This is a genomic window from Nostoc sp. CHAB 5836 (assembly GCF_020829445.1).
Taxonomy (GTDB): Bacteria; Cyanobacteriota; Cyanobacteriia; order Cyanobacteriales; family Nostocaceae; genus Nostoc.
Map to the genome: position 1 here is coordinate 37,092 of NZ_JAIVFV010000008.1, position 16,830 is coordinate 53,921.

A 16,830-nucleotide genomic window follows, 5' to 3' on the forward strand; every position below is an offset into this window, starting at 1 on the left:
TTTAGTTAGTTGAATCTTTCAACACTGGAACTAAAAACTGGTTCTACCCGGATTGCCACGATCCGAGAAGGTCTTACTACCATATACTCACCTTGAATATTTTTGATCGGGACGCTAATAAAATCATTAGAAGCAGACTTGGGCACAAGTTCGCCGCTATACCATTTCTGAAACTCTTGAATAGTAGGAAAACGTACTTCTTCCCGGTGGCCGCTTTCCAGTAGGAGGTATACGGCATATTCATTTGGAGTTCTCGCCATAAAGTTGAATCATTTAAAAAACATTCAACCCATTGTTAACCACGTAACCTCGGAATGAAAAGGGTAACCATACGGGAGGTGGAAAGCAAAGGGGACAAATCAATTCCAAATGACGCCCGCGGATTTGCTAACCAAATAGGACTTACGCAAGTGTCACAAAAAATAAAAGCTTTTAGTTTGTAGTCAGGGCTACCCTACGGGAACGCTCCGCGAACAGCCCTGATGAAAGAGGACTAAAGTCCTTACTACAAACTCAAAATAATATGCCAGTTGCGTAAGTTCTACCAAATTCACGCATTAAAGAACTTCTACCCCCTGTTTTCAATGGCCAATGCCCGATACCCAATGACTCTTCACTCTAGACGGCTAATCCTTTAACCAGTTCCTTAAAAGTAAGTTTACGTTAGCTCTTGCATAACTCTTCAATCAACCTCCGATAAGTCATTGGCATTGTTCAGTTATTCAAAAGGCAGAAATTATGAAACTTTACTATCGTGGTTTGAGCTACGAATACTACCCAAACAAAGTTGGCGGTAAAAAAATACAACAGCCCTTTCAACCACTTCCTCAAATTGAATCGGCTTATAATCTGATGTACCGTGGCGTTAACTATCGTGTTGATCCAAATTCCAAATCGGCGGACGCTCCTGTACCGCCATTAGCTTATAAATTGAGCTTTCGGGGAATCACCTACTTTGTAAATAAAACTGCATAACGAAGAAGTTAGGGTAGTCTATTAACCAGTAACTACTTCAAAAGTTGAACCACTGCCGATTTTTAAGGAATTAAAGCTTCAACAATAATATCGCTGCAAGGCAAACTGAAGTTTATGACTTGTTAAGCTTGTAGTACAATCCTCAAAAAAAATTTGGAATTTTAGCACTATTTATCTACCTGACAATTCAGGTTATGTGGAAAAGTCCACCAAAAACCTAACCCCCTAATACCATGTACTGAACGTAGTCGAAGTAGCGCAGTCGAACTGCGTAGTCGAAGTAAGTCGGAATATAACCCCAACACAAAACAAAATTTTTTATTGAACGAGGGACTTTAACCTACGGAATTGAGTTAAAACTTAGCTCAATTAGTTTGGAAAGCCAATTTACTTCCTTAACCATAATTAGTAATGTTTTTGCAATTTACCCGTCGGTTTTTTCTGTTTAATCTGCTAGGTTTGACATTTGCTGCTTGCCAATCACCAAAGGAGTTTGAGGAGACGTTAACTATTGGTGTTATCAACTATGGTGGAGGTGAACAGATAATTAACCAGTATGCTAAATTTAATAGTTACTTGGGTGAAAAGACAAACTCATATATTCAGCTAGAGCCTGCTTTTAATGAAAACAAAGCGGTTGAGCGTCTTGAGGCTCGTGCTTGGTCATTGGTATTTGCTCCACCGGGTTTAGCAGCGATCGCGATCGCACGCTATCAATATATTCCTCTGTTTCCTTTAATAGGTATCAGTAATTTGCGCTCAATCTTCGTTGTTCGCAAAGACAATCCAATAACCGAGTTGAAACAGCTACAAGGTCAAACACTGGCTTTAGGACAGTTAGGTTCAGCAACAGGATATTATTTTCCTCTTTACAATCTTTATGGTACAACACTGGCTGAGATTCTATTTGCACCCACACCGAAAGCCGCGCTGGAATTCGTCGCTCAAGAAAAAGCGATCGCCTGTGCTGTCTCGGAGGCTGAATTAAATCTCTACGGTTCACAGTTGGCCCCAACCGAATTCCGCATACTATTTAAAGACTCTCACTATGTACCATTAGGTGTAGTCTTGATTGGGCCTAATGTCGAACGTAACCGTCAAGAGTTTATCCGCAAAGTCATGAGTGATCCGCCTTCAGGTTTAGCTCAAGAAGTGGGATATGTACCCAATGGACAAGTACCAGATTACAAATACATGATTTCTGTAGTTAATCGCGTCAGCTCGATTAATTCTAAGCTACAAAATAAGCCTGTTCGTTTATTTTAATTTGTCATTTGTCATTTGTCATTGGTCATTTGTCATTTGTCATTGGTCATTGGTCATTAGACCTCTTGCATATAGCGGTTCTCGCTTGGGTGGAGTACAGTTTTGACCTCTCTCCAAACCTCTCTCCTAAGAGGAGAGAGGCTTTGAATCTTACTCCCCTTCCCTTGAAGGGAAGGGGCTAGGGGTTAGGTCTGTATTCCATGCAATTGAGAACCGCTATAAATCAAACAATTTGAACCCCACCCCAGTTTTGTCTAAAGCCAAAACTTCCCCTCCCCGTTCACGGGGAGGGGATTGAGGGGTGGGGTAAAACGCCTGTGAAATGAGCTTTCTGAGCTGAAGGTCAAAAAAACAATTTGAATCGTGCTAGCTGGTTTTCAATCGTCCCTGTCAGGATTTTATTCAGTTCTGTGAGGTCTTGGAATTGCAAAATTTGCTGTGTGGGTAACTCAAAAGGAAATTGCCCTTCCAAGTCTGGGCGTTGCATTTGCGCTAATAGAATCTGTTCAGATCGCTTACTTTGGATGGCATAGCCAATTTCAATACAGACATTCGGACTGGGAATTAATTGGGGGGTTTCTTTACCATCAATACTAGTAATGGCTGTGGTGTCAGCGATGAATAACAAACTCTTACGGATTTTTCGCATGATCGTGCGGTTAATTCGCACAGTAGCACCACTGGCACGAGAGGATTCTACTAATGTTAGGGGAAGGCGCGATCGCAAGTTTAAACTATCTAAACTTTTTCGCAGTTCTTCTTTGATAATATTTGTCGCTGCCCCATACTCAGTTTGATAAGATAAAAAAATCGTTGGTTCTAACTGAGCCAACACCCCTTGCTTGGTGAAATAAATTTCATGACTAATTAAGTCAATATTAGAGACGCAATAGCCACCACTACCTTCAATATAAAATTCAATATTTTCTCCTTCCAGATAACGCCCAAACCAAGTTGATGTTTTAACTTCGTCACTTTCTTCCAAAAAGTCTGCTCGCAATGCTGATTTCAGCAGACTTTTTTTGCTTAAGCGAATGTCTGGCGGTCGTTTTTCCAGCTCTGGAATCGGCTCATAATCTTGTAGATACCACGCTCTGAGCGCAATTATTGACATAAGGCGCTATTACAACTGTTTCTCGCTATTCAACTTCGTATAATCTTACACCCAGAGGAGTCCCTATTTTCAACTTATCTTTAAACACAACAACACCCAAACCTCTACTCACTGAACTATCTCCTCTCATTGTTTATCCTAGTCAGGGATGTACTAATTTTGATCGCTTCTGCAAAGAAGTAATGAAAATCAGTTACAGCGCCCCCTAATCTTTCATACTTGAGGAAATAGCAGCTTTCGCGTTGGGTGTTACTGTTGTGTTTTGACGAGACAGATGTAAGTTAAGCAGCGTCTTTTACCTCTTACTACATTCCATACGCAGCTGTTATATCTGCCAAGGGAAGCTTCCTTTAGTAGCTTCTATTGTCAGATTAGCACTTGTGCATGGGAGGGATTTTTTTTTGCAACTAAACTTTACCTTCAATTTTTAATTTTTGAACCTAGGAATTAGGGAGACCATGTTCACTGTTTTTTAAATGTCCCAACGCATGAATCACCTGCTGATGTAGCTAGATGGATTAAAGGCAGGGCATCTCATCATCTCAGACGCGAATTCCCGCACCTGAAAAAACTTCCAACTCTTGAGGAGTCCTAGTTATTTTGTCGCTTCTACTGGTGCGGCGAGTACAGAAGTTGTGAGAAAATACATTGAGAATCAAAAAACCAATTAAAAGGCAAAATGCCTGATTTATCAGGCAGATAGCTTTCATCCACAGGCTTTAAGCCGGAGGTTCTCAGCATAGGCACGATAGTAAATTCCGGATTTCTTCACGCACACTCATCAGAGTTTTACCGAGATGGTTTTGACCAGCTTTATTAGCACCACAGCCCCAAAAAGAATCGGTTGGGGAGTTTTCAACCAACATCTCATCGCCTGTCATCAGGAGAACTTCTCTAATATCAGCATGAGTGAGAAACTTTTTGAGTACAGCTTCTCGCATAATTTGAGTTTTGACTAAATCCCAGTCTCGACGGAGTTGGCGAGTGCTACATCTTCCCAAAGCAGCAGCTTCTTCTGGAGTGGCAACAGCATGGATGACGGGTATAATTACTGCATCCGTGCTGCCGACAAACTTTTGTGCTTGATAATAATGCTCAACCGTTGGCCAGTAAGTACCCTGGATGTGGATTCCGTGGGGAGAAAAGTTAGAAAAACAGCCGTAAGGCTGCCAAACCTTATAAAAGTAAATGGTCATTTGAAAATTGCTCTTTTATATATCAACTTCACTCTAGCTGAGTAGGTAAATCCTTAACAAACTCCCTAAACGTAAGCCGAACTGGCAATTCGGGTCATCTGGAAAACCTCTCTAAATCTCAATACAGTTCAGTTAGCGCCAAAAACCTGAAGTTGTGTAGGTTGGGTTGAGGAACGAAACCCAACATTTTCATAGCTTTGTTGGGTTGCGCTTTGCTTCACCCAACCTACAATTTTTCACAAAGCCAAGCGTATTGCTCTAAATCTCTCTTCCTTTGAGGAGAGAGACTTTGAATTTCCCCCTTCCCGCATCGGGAAGGGGGTTAAAGGGTTAGGTTTTTGGTAGACTTTTGCACATAACCTGAATTGTCAGGTAAGCCGAAACGTGAGCTGTAAGACCTTAGTACAGCTTTGGGTAAAATCGTGGCGAATTGAGGGTTGAAATTTAACAAAGTTTAGGAATTTAATTCCCCAGCAATACAGGCAGAACGTTTTGGATTGGGGTCTAATATTATGTCCGCTTACACACCCATAATAAAACTCACGCAAAGACGCTAAGGCGCAAAGGCTCTAAGATTATTTTATTATGGTTACACTCCCGGACATGATATAAATCCCCGTCACAAAACAAAATTTACTTTCCTTGTACTGCCCTTCTCTTCTTAGGCTACGCCAACGACTACGCAGTCGAACTGCGCAGTCGAAGGGAGTCGAGGTATTACGAATTATTTTAAACCCATAGGCGCAACTCTTGGAGACGCACTCGCGTTCGCCTTCCCGTAGGGTAGGAACGCAGAGAAATCGCTACGAATTAATGAAATGTTGTACTTAGAGGTTGGAGGGTCTCAAGTTCGCCGATTAACCAGGGTAGCGCTGGCTTGGTCAACAGGCATTAGCACAACTTCATTAATATTGACATGGGGCGATCGCGTCACGCAGAAAAATATCACATCAGCCACATCATCTCCTGTCAGGGGTGTAACTCCCTGATAGACTTTGCTAGCGCGTTCAGTATCTCCGTGAAAGCGCACCTGACTAAATTCTGTTTCTACCATACCTGGGTCAACGGAAGTTACACGTACCCGCGTTCCCAACAGGTCTTGTTTTAAACCTTCAGAAATTGCTCTCACAGCAGCTTTAGTAGCACAGTAGACATTGCCACCGGGATAGGTTTGATGTCCAGCAATGGAACCTAAATTTACCACATGACCGCGATCGCGATTCACCATTCCCGGAACGACATAGCGGCATAGGTGAAGTAAACCCTTAATGTTAGTATCAATCATGTCTTCCCAGTCTTGAAAGCTGCCTTCGTGCAACTTGTCTAAACCGCGACTTAAGCCAGCATTATTAATCAGAATGTCAATTTCAGACCAGGTGGGGGGTAGAGTAGAAATAGCTTCTGCGACAGCGCTGCGATCGCGCACATCTAGCTGTAATAAATGAATTTCAGTACTAAAATCTTTACTGAGAGTATCTGCTAGCTGCTGCAAACGTTCTAACCGTCGTGCCGCTAAAATCAGTTTTCCACCCGCACCAGCGAAGATTCTGGCACAAGCAGTACCAATACCACTACTTGCACCAGTAATCAAAATAATTTTATTTTCTAAGGATATCATTGTTAGTCAAGAGTCCAGTGTTAATTTAACGTGTCGTGGAAGTCCCCACCTTCTCTGCGAGAGGCTTCGCCAACGCGCAGCGTCTCGTAAGAGTTGGACACCAAGGAAGAGAGAGAAAAATCAATAGACATCTGGTGAAATTAAATATGCGTTACCCAGAACCCTTGTAGAGACCTAGCACTGCTACGTCTCTACATTCTTTTTTGGAGATGTCTAATAGGTAATCTTGTCGGGGGAAGAGAGTAACTACTTCTTCACCACTTGCAGGCGCTGAGTGATCATCGTCATCCCATTACCACGGAGGATGACGGCAGAAACCCATTGGCTACCAGGGGTAGATGGTGCTTGCCCGACTTTAAACAGTCCACCAGATGTTAGTAATTGCAAATCTACAGATGTCGGGTTGAGAAATTTCTCTGGTTGGATAGATTCCTCTAGTGCCGTTCCTAGTAGAAAATCATCACCAAGTGGCTCTTGGACGATCGCATCAAAATTATACTTCTGATTAACTTGCACCTGCTGTGGTAATTTAATATCAATTTGGGGCGGCTTGCTGCCAGAGGTAAGTAGGGTGCGTTCTGATAAAATGTCTTGGTGGACGATTTTTCCGCCGACAATGCGCTGACGCGATTTAATCGTGGCATTGAGAGCTAAATTATTCCCGTTACCGGAGGGTAAGCCAGTTATCTTCGTTTCTGTTTCGGCAATAATCACATTGCCTTCAGGTTTTGAAGATAGGAGTCTGGTACTGTATTGTAATTTGGGATATCGTTGCCACAGTGAAATCAAAGACCTTTCCAGGGTTTGGAGGTTTAATCCATCTCCATGAGTGAAATTGGGGCTGTAAAATTGCAACACCTCTTTGAGATCACCACGGTTGGCGGCGGCATCGACTTGTGCTATCAGGTTTTTCAGTTCGGCTGGTGCATTTTGGGGTGTGCCAGCTTGGGATAATTGCTGTGGTGTGGTGGCTTGAGTAGGCTGCCAACCACTTGTTAAAGTAAGTGTCAGCAGGAACGAAACTAGCCAGATATTGGCTGGAAATCTAAGTTGGCGTTTCACTAAGGCGTTAATAATGTTAGTCATTGGTAATAATTTACTGATTTGATGAGAGAAAGTCAGGAAATTGTTTTATCTTAGTTAAGCTAGACGCTAAACGGTAGAGGTTTGATGGCAAACGCGCCGATACGATTATTAATAGCTGCCAGTGGGACTGGTGGACATTTGTTTCCAGCGATCGCACTGGCACAAAAACTTCCAGATTATCAAATAGAATGGCTGGGAGTACCCAATCGGCTAGAAACTCAACTTGTCCCTAAAGAGTATCCCTTGAATACTATTGCAGCTGAAGGGTTTCAGCAAGGCTTTGGATTTTCCTCCATTCGCATCTTGAGTAAACTCGCCCTTTCGATTCTGGAAGTCAGACGAATTCTCAAACAGGGAAATTTTCAAGGGTTGTTTACTACAGGGGGTTACATTGCTGGCCCAGCAGTGATTGCAGCCCGTTCCCTCGGTTTACCCGTGGTTTTCCACGAATCTAACGCAATACCTGGTAAAGTAACTCGCTTTTTTGGCCCCTGGTGTAGTGCGGTAGCCTTGGGATTTGAAGTAGCTGCTAAGTATTTACCCCGTGCTAAAAATGTCTGTGTTGGCACTCCGGTAAGAGCGCAATTTCTCGATGGGGCAATTGATGCACCGCTAAATTTAGCGATTCCTGATGGTGTTCCTTTAATTGTGGTTTTTGGTGGTAGCCAGGGTGCAGTTGCAGTTAATAAATTGGTGCGCGAATCTGCAAAAGTTTGGTTTGATGCTGGTGTATATGTAGTACACTTAACTGGCGATCGCGACGAGGAAGCAGATAGTCTCAAACATCCACAGTACATAGCCTTACCTTTTTACAACAATATGGCAGCGTTGTTGCAACGAGCAACTCTTGCTATTAGTCGTTCTGGCGCAGGTAGCTTGACAGAATTGGCAGTATGTGGTCTGCCGGCGATTTTGATTCCTTATCCCTTTGCCGCAGAAGACCATCAATCTTACAATGCAGAGGTATTTACTTCATCTGGTGCGGCGTTAACCTTAAAGCAATCAGAGTTGACAACTGAAGCATTGCAAAGTATTGTGTTGAATTTGTTGCAATCACCGCAAGAGTTAGCAAACATGGGCGAAAAAGCAAAAGCGATCGCAGTTCCCGATAGTGCCGAAAAGTTGGCGCAGTTAGTGCGTGAGGTGATAGAAACTTAAATAATTCGTAATTCGTAATTAAGTTTTGTAACGGAAATTTAGACCCCGACCCAAAACTTGCTTATTTATTGAACCTGGGGATTTAAACCCACGGTACTCGGTTAAAAGATTCAAAATTCAAAATTTTTTGTGCAGCGTCACGCAGTAACGATAGTAACAGACAATAGGAATTTATTCTCTAGGTTATGAATATTTTATTTAACCAAAAATTCCGGCTCACAGTAGGTTGTGCTGGTTTATTACTTGTCAGTTTAGCCAGTAGCCAATTATATACTAAGTCAAAAACTAAACAACTAACTCAACAAAATCAGTCTTTTACTCAGCAAGAAAATTTTCCCTCACTTGAATCACAGATTTCCTTTACCTCAAATCAAGCTAATGATTCACTCACTTCCAGGTTGCAAAATCCTTTTCTCGCTCAAAAAACATCTGATGAGATTATAGGGAAAGAAAACCCTTTTTCATCTCCACAGGATTTGTTAGCAGCATCTGCACCCTATCCAGTTGTTGATGAGTTCAAAAAATATAAATTTAATATTAATGGCAGCCAGGTTATTACTCCAGTCAAACTGCCAAGTAGTAAGATTAACTTCAATCAAAGAGATTTATTAACCGTTCTAGTTAATACGAGAAAATATTTTCAAGACTACGCCTCAGAAGACCCAGATATTCTGCGTACAGGAATACTTGCTACTCAAGGGGTTACAGTGCCAGATGTTCTCAAAACTTTAGATTTCATGATTGTTGTCTTAAAGGAGGATATTGCTAATAATCGAGCTACTCGTTTACAAGATCCTAAGTTTATTAATACCAATTTTCGAGTTATTAAATGGTCTGCCTATAACCCAAAAAATAAACAGCAAAAACAATTACGCATTACAAAATATGCTGTATTTATTCACCCAGGTTCTCGCCAGAAAACCTCTACTTTTAATACAGCCATTTATAGTTTAAAAGACAACTCTAATAACGATAAATTCTACACTAAATACACAAAGCAGGATGTTTTATCGGGTATTTATGAACCAGGTGGTAGAGAATTTGGAAAAGTTACAAGTCTCGCTTATCTGACCAGAACTGGCTTAGAAGAAGCGTTGATGCAAGGAACAATATTGATTAATTTTACCAATGGTTATAAGGCATTTTTTAATGTCGATCGAAATAATGGAATGTCTTATATTCGCGGATTGAAGGCAACATCACAAAAGCGTTATTGGTATTTTAGAGAAGTTGATGCCATTAAAGGCTATGGATATAAAATAGATGCCAAAATTTCAATCAAACCCGGAGTTACTTTTGCTGGAGATGTTTTAAATATCGGTTTAGGTAAAGTGATTGTGATTGAGCATACTAAAGGTGGTCGCAAACATCTGCAAATGGGAGTTATGGCTGATACAGGCGGAGCATTTTTACCCAATCTTTATCAACTCGATTTTTTGGCAGGTATTTTTAAGAATCAAAAAGAATTTAGGCAGAACATCAGCCAATTGCCTGAGTATGCTACAGCATATTTTTTAGTAAAGAAGTAATGTCACAGATCATACACCTCACTGCGATGGGCGATCGCTATAACAAATACTTGCACCACTTCATCGTCTATGGATTGACACTCCCCTGCCTAAAGGCGAGGGGATTCTTAAGACCTCACGGTCAAAATATCCTGTTTACACAGGTTCCCAGGCTCACCACGTTTGCACTCGTCGTGCGTAGTGATATCTCCTCAAGGGTTTTTCGGGCGTAGACTTTCCCCCAGCCCGGGGGTAGGTTTTTAAATCTTGTACTGATTGAATTATTCTAACATGGCTGAGTCCTAAAGGACTCAATTAGCCTTCTCACAAAGGGAGACGCAAGCGCGAACATCACGCAGCCTGAAGTACTTTGGACGCAACTACGTTGCTGTTCCTCAAGGGTTTTCGGCATATTTTCTATAAATGACCCTATAATCTCCGATTCGGTAGCGATAGTACCCTGCATAATCTCCCTTAAGAGCTTTGATGTTAGGATGCGACTGGGGAGTTTGCTCTAACTGCTGCAAACATCGGGCAATTTTCTTCGCTACGGCTTTGTCAGCATTGACATAAACATAGAAATGCCTGTTTAAATTAAGTTTTACAGCCAAGGGGCTATTTGCGCTTAAAATAAACAGGCACTTCAATTTTATTTTTTGCTATATATTCATTGAATTCATAGCAAGGGTATATTTACTGAATTTTATTCAACTTTTTCAACTGGGTTGATGTTATTTCTTGCCGCCGCCAAAAAGTTTGTATATCCCGTATCCAATAGCTGCCGCAGCAGCAACAGGTGCAGCAGCAACGATCGCAGTACCAGCGATCGCACCTCCCCCAACAACACCACCGATACCTGCAAGGGTACTCATAATTGCAGCACCAGAAGCACCAGCAGCTACTGTTACAGCACCAGCACCAGCTACACCAGCAGCAGCCCCAATATTTGTAGCTGTTCTTGCAGCTGCACGAGCTTCACGTTCTTCCTCAGACAAATCCGGTTGGTCTTTGAACAAAGTTTCATTCATTATTTTTGCTCCAGCATAAGCTGGGCCTGCTGCCAATACAGCAGGAGCAGCCGCCATCCCGCCACCAACCACACCACCAGCCGCAGCTAGACCGGAAGTGATTCCTGCTCCGGAAGTTGCTGCAACCGATAACCCTGTAGCAGCACTGACAGCAGCCCCTGCGGCCGCACCAGTCTCTGCAACCTTTCGTACCGTCTTGAAATCTTTAATGCCTAAAGTTGTTTCTACAGCAGTTTCTACACCTTTTTCGACGGCTTCATTGGTAATATCTTCAAAATCCATAAATCAATTTTTCCTAATCTAGTACACGATACTCTACTACTAGACCATAATTATTACCAATTTTGTAACCGTATTAACACTGGTGGCATTTCACTGCACAGCAAATAAGCAACCAAGAGTTTGCAGCTGCTTAGAATAGTAGTGATAAAGATGATTATGATTATGTAGCGTCGTCATTCCTAATGAAATATTAACCGCAACTCGGATGAATGAAGGCGAAGTAAACTATCCACCACCAATTGCTAAGGGATTTTTAGTTATACATCGCCTATTAGAAGATAGACAAACCCAGAATTTTGGGATATCTAACTTCAATTCACCCTTAAAGTTATGCAATTGTCACTAGGGAATTGGGGCACCGCCGTTACCAGCACCAAAATCTGGTATACTGGCATTACCTGGAATTCCATACTTAGCAAAGTCGAAACTGCCTTCTTTTGGAATTCCATAGCTACCCAAACTAAAGGTGTCATTAGTTGGAATTCCATACTTAGCAAAGTCGAAACTGCCTTCTTTTGGAATTCCATACTTAGCAAAGTCGAAGCTGCCTTCTTTTGGAATTCCATACTTAGCAAAGTCGAAACTGCCTTCTTTTGGAATTCCATACTTAGCAAAGTCGAATGTGTCAGCCGTTGGGATGCCAAACGCGCCTCCAGGTGCAAACGGATCGCTGACCTTACCAGGCTGAAGACTATCAGAACCTTTACCAGAAAAAGAATTTGCATCAAGTGCCATTAGAGTTAATCCTCCTATTAGGACAGAAATTTTGCGTAATCAAGAAATGTCAGGAAAGAACAGTTAAGCTTCCTTCGTAACTTTTTTCTTGTTGTTTTAATTGCTAATATTGAGATCGTTGAATTGAATTACAGAGTGTTTTCCTAAAATTTGCTAACCAAAACAAACCTGTAATTAACGCTAGTTCTACAAACAAATATATAAAAGTTAATTTATTTTTACAATGAAAAATCTTTAGATGGTTGTGTCAAATCTTTAGATACTTTTATTAGTGAAATTTGCCGGGTAAGCTCATTTAAATTGGTAGAAATCGGACTTGACAAATGGGCATCATGAGCAATTTAAGCGTAGGAGAGAAGCTTTAAATCTTACTCTCCAACGCTACAATGGTTGCAATACGCTTGGCTTTGTGGATAATTGTAGGTTGGGTTGAGGAACGAAACCCAACCTACACATTTTTATTTTTTGGGCTTAACCCAAGCGTATTGACAAGGGTTCTGGGTAACGCATATTTAATTTCACCAGATGTCTTATGCATACTAAAAAATATTTAGTATGCATAGGCAAGTTTTGTTTTGTAACTGGATTAAAATCGCTAAATAGTTATTTAACTATAAACGTAATAAAAAATGTAACAAAATATTTACATTAAGGTGAGCGAATACTTTTAGATACAGTCAACAATTACAAAGAAATATTTCGTTTTTTATATCGATTTGTGTCAGATACGCGATAAAATGCGCACTGGGTAAGCGTTTTCTGATAAAAAACACATATTGCCTAAAGATCAGAAGTTAAGAGTGGCTGATGATGCCGCTAAAAACTTTCAGTAGAGAACACGCATCAAAGGAGCCGAAGAAGCATGTTCACCCACGTCAAGTCCACCATTAGACACATTGCGCCTGATAACTTACGCGGACGTAATTTAATCAAGGTGGTCTATGTCGTGCTTGAGTCCCAGTACCAGAGTGCATTGTCGCAAGCGGTTCGCACGATTAACGCGAACAATCCCAACTTGGCGATTGAAATCAGTGGGTACTTGATTGAGGAACTCCGCGACCCAGAGAATTACGAGGAGTTTAAACGAGAAATTGAGAGTGCGAATATCTTCATCGCTTCCCTCATTTTTATCGAAGACTTAGCACAGAAAGTAGTAGCAGCAGTAGAACCACACCGCGATCGCCTGGACGTTTCCGTTGTCTTTCCCTCGATGCCAGAGGTGATGCGCCTGAGTAAAATGGGCAGCTTTTCCCTGGCACAATTGGGTCAGTCAAAAAGTGCGATCGCCCAATTCATGCGGAAACGCAAAGAAAAATCCGGCGCGGGATTCCAAGATGGGATGCTGAAGCTTTTGCGAACCCTACCGCAAGTGCTGAAGTTTTTACCGATGGATAAGGCGCAGGATGCCCGAAATTTCATGCTCAGTTTTCAGTATTGGCTAGGTGGTTCTCCAGAAAATCTGGAAAACTTCTTGCTGATGCTAGCTGATAAATATGTATTTAAAGGTTTAGAGAAACAAAATTTTGCACCTTCTACATATCAACAGCCGGTGGTTTATCCCGATTTAGGGATTTGGCATCCTTTGGCTGCCAATATGTTTGAAGATGTCCGAGAATACCTCAATTGGTATACAGGTCGTAAGGATATTTCTAGTGATCTTAAAGATCCCCTAGCTCCTTGTGTCGGGTTAGTATTGCAACGCACCCACCTAGTCACAGGGGATGATGCCCATTATGTAGCAATGGTTCAGGAGTTGGAAGCACTAGGCGCACGGGTATTACCTGTGTTTGCTGGCGGTTTGGATTTCTCCAAGCCTGTGGAAGCCTACTTCTACGAACCAAATACCAACACACAGTTAGTAGATGCAGTGATATCGCTGACTGGTTTTGCTTTAGTTGGTGGCCCAGCTAGACAAGACCATCCCAAAGCAATTGAGTCACTCAAACGCTTAAACCGTCCTTACATGGTGGCGTTACCCTTAGTATTCCAAACCACAGAAGAGTGGATGGATAGCGATTTGGGTTTACATCCAATTCAAGTAGCTTTGCAAATTGCGATTCCCGAATTGGATGGAGCAATTGAGCCAATTGTATTATCGGGTAGAGATGGAACTACAGGGAAAGCGATCGCCCTGCGCGATCGGGTGGAAGCTGTCGCCGAACGTGCCTTAAAATGGGCAAATCTGCGCCGCAAGCCGAAGCTAGATAAAAAAGTCGCCATCACCGTTTTCAGTTTCCCGCCAGATAAAGGCAACGTGGGAACCGCCGCTTACTTGGATGTATTCGGTTCCATCTATGAGGTGATGAAAGCCCTCAAAAATAACGGCTACGACTTACCAGAGTTGCCAGAATCAGCCGAAGCGTTGATGCAAGAAGTCATCCACGACGCTCAAGCGCAGTACAATAGCCCCGAACTGAACATTGCTTACAAAATGTCGGTTCCTGAATATGAGGCGCTAACCCCTTACTCTCAACGCCTAGAAGAAAATTGGGGCCCACCTCCCGGACATCTCAACAGCGATGGGCAAAATCTGCTGATTTATGGTAAGCAATTTGGTAACGTCTTCATCGGTGTCCAACCCACCTTTGGTTACGAAGGCGACCCGATGCGGCTGTTATTCTCCCGTTCCGCTAGTCCTCACCACGGTTTTGCTGCCTACTACACTTACCTAGAGAAAGTTTGGCAAGCTGATGCTGTACTGCACTTTGGTACACACGGTTCCTTGGAATTCATGCCAGGTAAACAGATGGGGATGTCTGGTGATTGTTATCCAGATAACTTAATTGGCTCAATTCCCAATTTGTATTACTACGCCGCCAATAATCCGAGTGAGGCGACAATTGCCAAACGCCGGAGTTATGCCGAAACAATTTCCTACTTGACACCGCCTGCAGAAAATGCTGGGTTGTACAAAGGTTTGAAGGAACTCAGCGAGTTAATTGCTTCTTACCAAACCTTGAAAGATAGTGGGCGGGGTGTTTCCATTGTCAACAGCATCATGGATAAATGCCGGATCGTGAATCTGGATAAGGATATCAATCTGCCAGAAACCGATGCCAGAGACATGAGTACCGATGAGCGGGATAATATTGTTGGCAACGTTTACCGCAAGTTGATGGAAATTGAGTCACGGTTGTTGCCTTGTGGGTTACACGTCATTGGGAAACCGCCAAGTGCAGAAGAAGCGATCGCAACTCTGGTGAATATTGCTAGTTTAGATCGTCAAGAAGAAGGACTTCAAGGCTTACCGGGAATTATCGCTAACAGCATTGGGCGTAACATTGATGATATTTACCAAAATAATGACAGAGGCATTTTAGAAGATGTCCAGTTATTGCAAGATATCACCTTGGCAACCCGTGCAGCAGTTACCGCCCTTGTGCAAGAGCAAATCGACGCGGAAGGAAGAGTTTCTCTAGTTTCCCGGTTGAATTTCTTCAACATGGGCAAAAAAGAACCTTGGGTAGAAGCCTTGCATAAAGCAGGTTATCCCAAAGTCGATGGCGCAGCCCTCAAACCCCTATTTGAGTATTTAGAATTTTGCTTGCAACAAGTTTGTGCCGACAACGAACTCGGAGCATTACTCAGAGGCTTGGAAGGCGAGTACATCCTACCTGGCCCCGGTGGTGATCCCATCCGCAACCCGGATGTATTGCCCACAGGTAAGAATATCCATGCACTCGATCCCCAATCCATCCCCACAACAGCAGCAGTACAATCAGCCAAAATCGTCGTAGATAGGCTTTTGGCACGTAACAAGGCAGAAAACGACGGAAAATGGCCAGAAACCATCGCCTGTGTCCTTTGGGGAACCGATAACATCAAAACTTACGGTGAATCCCTAGCCCAAATTATGTGGATGGTCGGTGTGCGCCCAGTTCCCGATGCCTTGGGACGGGTGAACAAGTTGGAATTGATATCTCTAGAAGAGTTGGGACGCCCCAGAATTGATGTGGTAATCAACTGTTCTGGTGTATTCCGCGACTTGTTTATCAACCAAATGAACTTGCTAGACCAAGGCGTGAAAATGGCAGCTGAGGCGGATGAACCCTTAGAAATGAACTTTGTTCGCAAACACGCTTTGCAACAAGCCCAAGAAATGGGGATTAATCTGCGTCAAGCAGCGACGCGCGTTTTCTCAAACGCTTCTGGTTCCTACTCGTCAAATATCAACTTGGCGGTAGAAAACAGCACTTGGGATAGCGAAGCCGAGTTACAGGAAATGTATCTCAACCGGAAATCCTTCTCCTTCAATTCCGATAACCCCGGAATCATGGACGAATCCCGGCAGATTTTTGAAAGTACATTGAAAACTGCTGATGCAACTTTCCAAAATTTGGATTCTTCCGAGATTAGCTTAACGGATGTTTCTCATTACTTCGATTCAGATCCCACTAAGTTAGTTGCAAGTCTGCGGGGTGATGGTAAGAAACCAGCGTCTTATATTGCAGACACAACTACAGCTAACGCCCAAGTACGGACATTATCAGAAACCGTGCGTTTGGATGCGCGTACCAAGTTGTTAAATCCCAAATGGTACGAGGGGATGCTGTCTCACGGTTACGAAGGTGTGCGCGAACTCTCCAAGCGGTTGGTGAATACAACAGGTTGGAGTGCGACAGCCGGCGCTGTGGATAACTGGATTTACGAGGATACTAACGAAACCTTCATCAAAGATGAAGAAATGCAGAAGCGGTTGTTGAACCTTAATCCCCATTCTTTCCGCAAGATTGTATCAACTTTGTTGGAAGTGAATGGACGCGGTTATTGGGAGACTAGCGAAGATAATTTAAATCGTCTACGCGAGTTGTACCAAGAAGTTGAAGACCGGATTGAAGGGATAGAGTAGGATTAATTTAAGAGG

At 42.6% G+C, this 16,830-nt stretch carries 15 protein-coding genes and 1 pseudogene; 8 read left to right on the forward strand and 8 right to left on the reverse strand.

The window, feature by feature from the left end; all coding sequences use genetic code 11:
* Positions 1 to 5 precede the first annotated feature (5 nt).
* The gene (locus tag LC605_RS02970) at positions 6 to 260 is read right to left on the reverse strand and encodes a hypothetical protein (RefSeq protein ID WP_181928189.1); all 255 of its coding nucleotides are present in this window, start codon (positions 258 to 260) and stop codon (positions 6 to 8) included.
* A 478-nt stretch (positions 261 to 738) separates the two neighbouring features.
* Here LC605_RS02970 and LC605_RS02975 point away from each other — a divergent pair, with 478 nt between their 5' ends.
* Together LC605_RS02975 and LC605_RS02980 are read left to right on the forward strand one after the other, a co-directional pair.
* Positions 739 to 975 carry a DUF4278 domain-containing protein gene (locus LC605_RS02975; protein WP_229546088.1) on the forward strand — a complete coding sequence of 79 codons (237 nt, stop codon included), beginning with the start codon at positions 739 to 741 and terminating at the stop codon, positions 973 to 975.
* 411 nt (positions 976 to 1,386) lie between these two features.
* Positions 1,387 to 2,241: a phosphate/phosphite/phosphonate ABC transporter substrate-binding protein gene (locus tag LC605_RS02980; RefSeq protein ID WP_229546089.1), complete on the forward strand. Its 855-nt coding sequence runs from the start codon at positions 1,387 to 1,389 to the stop codon at positions 2,239 to 2,241.
* 343 nt (positions 2,242 to 2,584) lie between these two features.
* Here the strand turns inward: LC605_RS02980 and LC605_RS02985 are convergent, their stop codons facing one another.
* Positions 2,585 to 3,355: a hypothetical protein gene (locus tag LC605_RS02985; RefSeq protein WP_229546090.1), complete on the reverse strand. Its 771-nt coding sequence runs from the start codon at positions 3,353 to 3,355 to the stop codon at positions 2,585 to 2,587.
* 508 nt (positions 3,356 to 3,863) lie between these two features.
* On the opposite strand from LC605_RS02985, the pseudogene LC605_RS32750 reads away from it, so the two are divergent.
* Together LC605_RS32750 and LC605_RS34130 are read left to right on the forward strand one after the other, a co-directional pair.
* A pseudogene (locus LC605_RS32750) lies at positions 3,864 to 3,950 on the forward strand (hypothetical protein); the annotation flags it as partial.
* Positions 3,937 to 4,026 carry a transposase gene (locus LC605_RS34130; protein ID WP_267868387.1) on the forward strand — a complete coding sequence of 30 codons (90 nt, stop codon included), beginning with the start codon at positions 3,937 to 3,939 and terminating at the stop codon, positions 4,024 to 4,026. The pseudogene LC605_RS32750 and the gene LC605_RS34130, both read left to right, overlap by 14 nt.
* Before the next feature lie 63 nt (positions 4,027 to 4,089).
* Here the strand turns inward: LC605_RS34130 and LC605_RS02995 are convergent, their stop codons facing one another.
* From LC605_RS02995 to LC605_RS03005, 3 genes are all read right to left on the reverse strand, one after another.
* Positions 4,090 to 4,551 carry an N-glycosidase gene (locus LC605_RS02995; protein ID WP_229546091.1) on the reverse strand — a complete coding sequence of 154 codons (462 nt, stop codon included), beginning with the start codon at positions 4,549 to 4,551 and terminating at the stop codon, positions 4,090 to 4,092.
* A gap of 844 nt (positions 4,552 to 5,395) precedes the next feature.
* Positions 5,396 to 6,169, reverse strand: coding sequence for an SDR family oxidoreductase (locus LC605_RS03000; RefSeq protein ID WP_229546092.1), 774 nt, complete (start codon positions 6,167 to 6,169; stop codon positions 5,396 to 5,398).
* Positions 6,170 to 6,415: 246 nt separating this feature from the next.
* A complete protein-coding gene (locus LC605_RS03005) occupies positions 6,416 to 7,255 on the reverse strand; it encodes a nuclear transport factor 2 family protein (RefSeq protein WP_229546093.1) in 840 nt (279 codons plus the stop codon).
* Positions 7,256 to 7,339: 84 nt separating this feature from the next.
* Here LC605_RS03005 and murG point away from each other — a divergent pair, with 84 nt between their 5' ends.
* From murG to LC605_RS03020, 3 genes are all read left to right on the forward strand, one after another.
* A complete protein-coding gene (gene murG, locus LC605_RS03010; RefSeq protein ID WP_229546094.1) occupies positions 7,340 to 8,413 on the forward strand; it encodes an undecaprenyldiphospho-muramoylpentapeptide beta-N-acetylglucosaminyltransferase in 1,074 nt (357 codons plus the stop codon).
* 185 nt (positions 8,414 to 8,598) lie between these two features.
* On the forward strand, positions 8,599 to 9,942 hold the full coding sequence (locus LC605_RS03015; protein ID WP_229546095.1) for a hypothetical protein: 1,344 nt from the start codon (positions 8,599 to 8,601) through the stop codon (positions 9,940 to 9,942).
* Positions 9,942 to 10,154, forward strand: a complete 213-nt coding sequence (locus LC605_RS03020) for a hypothetical protein (RefSeq protein ID WP_229546096.1) — start codon at positions 9,942 to 9,944, stop codon at positions 10,152 to 10,154. Before LC605_RS03015 ends, LC605_RS03020 begins: the two co-directional genes overlap by 1 nt.
* Positions 10,155 to 10,316: 162 nt before the next feature.
* Here LC605_RS03020 and LC605_RS03025 read toward each other — a convergent pair whose 3' ends face one another.
* From LC605_RS03025 to LC605_RS03035, 3 genes are all read right to left on the reverse strand, one after another.
* Positions 10,317 to 10,532, reverse strand: coding sequence for a type II toxin-antitoxin system RelE/ParE family toxin (locus LC605_RS03025; protein WP_229546097.1), 216 nt, complete (start codon positions 10,530 to 10,532; stop codon positions 10,317 to 10,319).
* A gap of 120 nt (positions 10,533 to 10,652) precedes the next feature.
* A complete protein-coding gene (locus LC605_RS03030; RefSeq protein ID WP_229546098.1) occupies positions 10,653 to 11,231 on the reverse strand; it encodes a hypothetical protein in 579 nt (192 codons plus the stop codon).
* Positions 11,232 to 11,573: 342 nt separating this feature from the next.
* The gene (locus LC605_RS03035) at positions 11,574 to 11,966 is read right to left on the reverse strand and encodes a hypothetical protein (RefSeq protein WP_229546099.1); all 393 of its coding nucleotides are present in this window, start codon (positions 11,964 to 11,966) and stop codon (positions 11,574 to 11,576) included.
* Positions 11,967 to 12,828: 862 nt separating this feature from the next.
* On the opposite strand from LC605_RS03035, the gene LC605_RS03040 reads away from it, so the two are divergent.
* Entirely contained in the window at positions 12,829 to 16,815 is a 3,987-nt protein-coding gene (locus LC605_RS03040; RefSeq protein ID WP_229546100.1) for a magnesium chelatase subunit H, read from the forward strand.
* Positions 16,816 to 16,830 lie beyond the last annotated feature (15 nt).

Excerpts from the sequence above, each read along its gene's own strand:
- LC605_RS03020 (WP_229546096.1), top strand. The coding sequence starts at position 9,942 with ATGTCACAGATCATACACCTCACTGCGATGGGCGATCGCTATAACAAA.
- LC605_RS03015 (WP_229546095.1), top strand. The coding sequence starts at position 8,599 with ATGAATATTTTATTTAACCAAAAATTCCGGCTCACAGTAGGTTGTGCT.
- LC605_RS03030 (WP_229546098.1), bottom strand. The coding sequence starts at position 11,231 with ATGGATTTTGAAGATATTACCAATGAAGCCGTCGAAAAAGGTGTAGAA.
- LC605_RS02980 (WP_229546089.1), top strand. The coding sequence starts at position 1,387 with ATGTTTTTGCAATTTACCCGTCGGTTTTTTCTGTTTAATCTGCTAGGT.
- LC605_RS03000 (WP_229546092.1), bottom strand. The coding sequence starts at position 6,169 with ATGATATCCTTAGAAAATAAAATTATTTTGATTACTGGTGCAAGTAGT.
- LC605_RS03005 (WP_229546093.1), bottom strand. The coding sequence starts at position 7,255 with ATGACTAACATTATTAACGCCTTAGTGAAACGCCAACTTAGATTTCCA.
- LC605_RS03040 (WP_229546100.1), top strand. The coding sequence starts at position 12,829 with ATGTTCACCCACGTCAAGTCCACCATTAGACACATTGCGCCTGATAAC.
- LC605_RS03035 (WP_229546099.1), bottom strand. The coding sequence starts at position 11,966 with ATGGCACTTGATGCAAATTCTTTTTCTGGTAAAGGTTCTGATAGTCTT.
- LC605_RS02985 (WP_229546090.1), bottom strand. The coding sequence starts at position 3,355 with ATGTCAATAATTGCGCTCAGAGCGTGGTATCTACAAGATTATGAGCCG.
- LC605_RS02975 (WP_229546088.1), top strand. The coding sequence starts at position 739 with ATGAAACTTTACTATCGTGGTTTGAGCTACGAATACTACCCAAACAAA.
- LC605_RS02995 (WP_229546091.1), bottom strand. The coding sequence starts at position 4,551 with ATGACCATTTACTTTTATAAGGTTTGGCAGCCTTACGGCTGTTTTTCT.
- murG (WP_229546094.1), top strand. The coding sequence starts at position 7,340 with ATGGCAAACGCGCCGATACGATTATTAATAGCTGCCAGTGGGACTGGT.
- LC605_RS02970 (WP_181928189.1), bottom strand. The coding sequence starts at position 260 with ATGGCGAGAACTCCAAATGAATATGCCGTATACCTCCTACTGGAAAGC.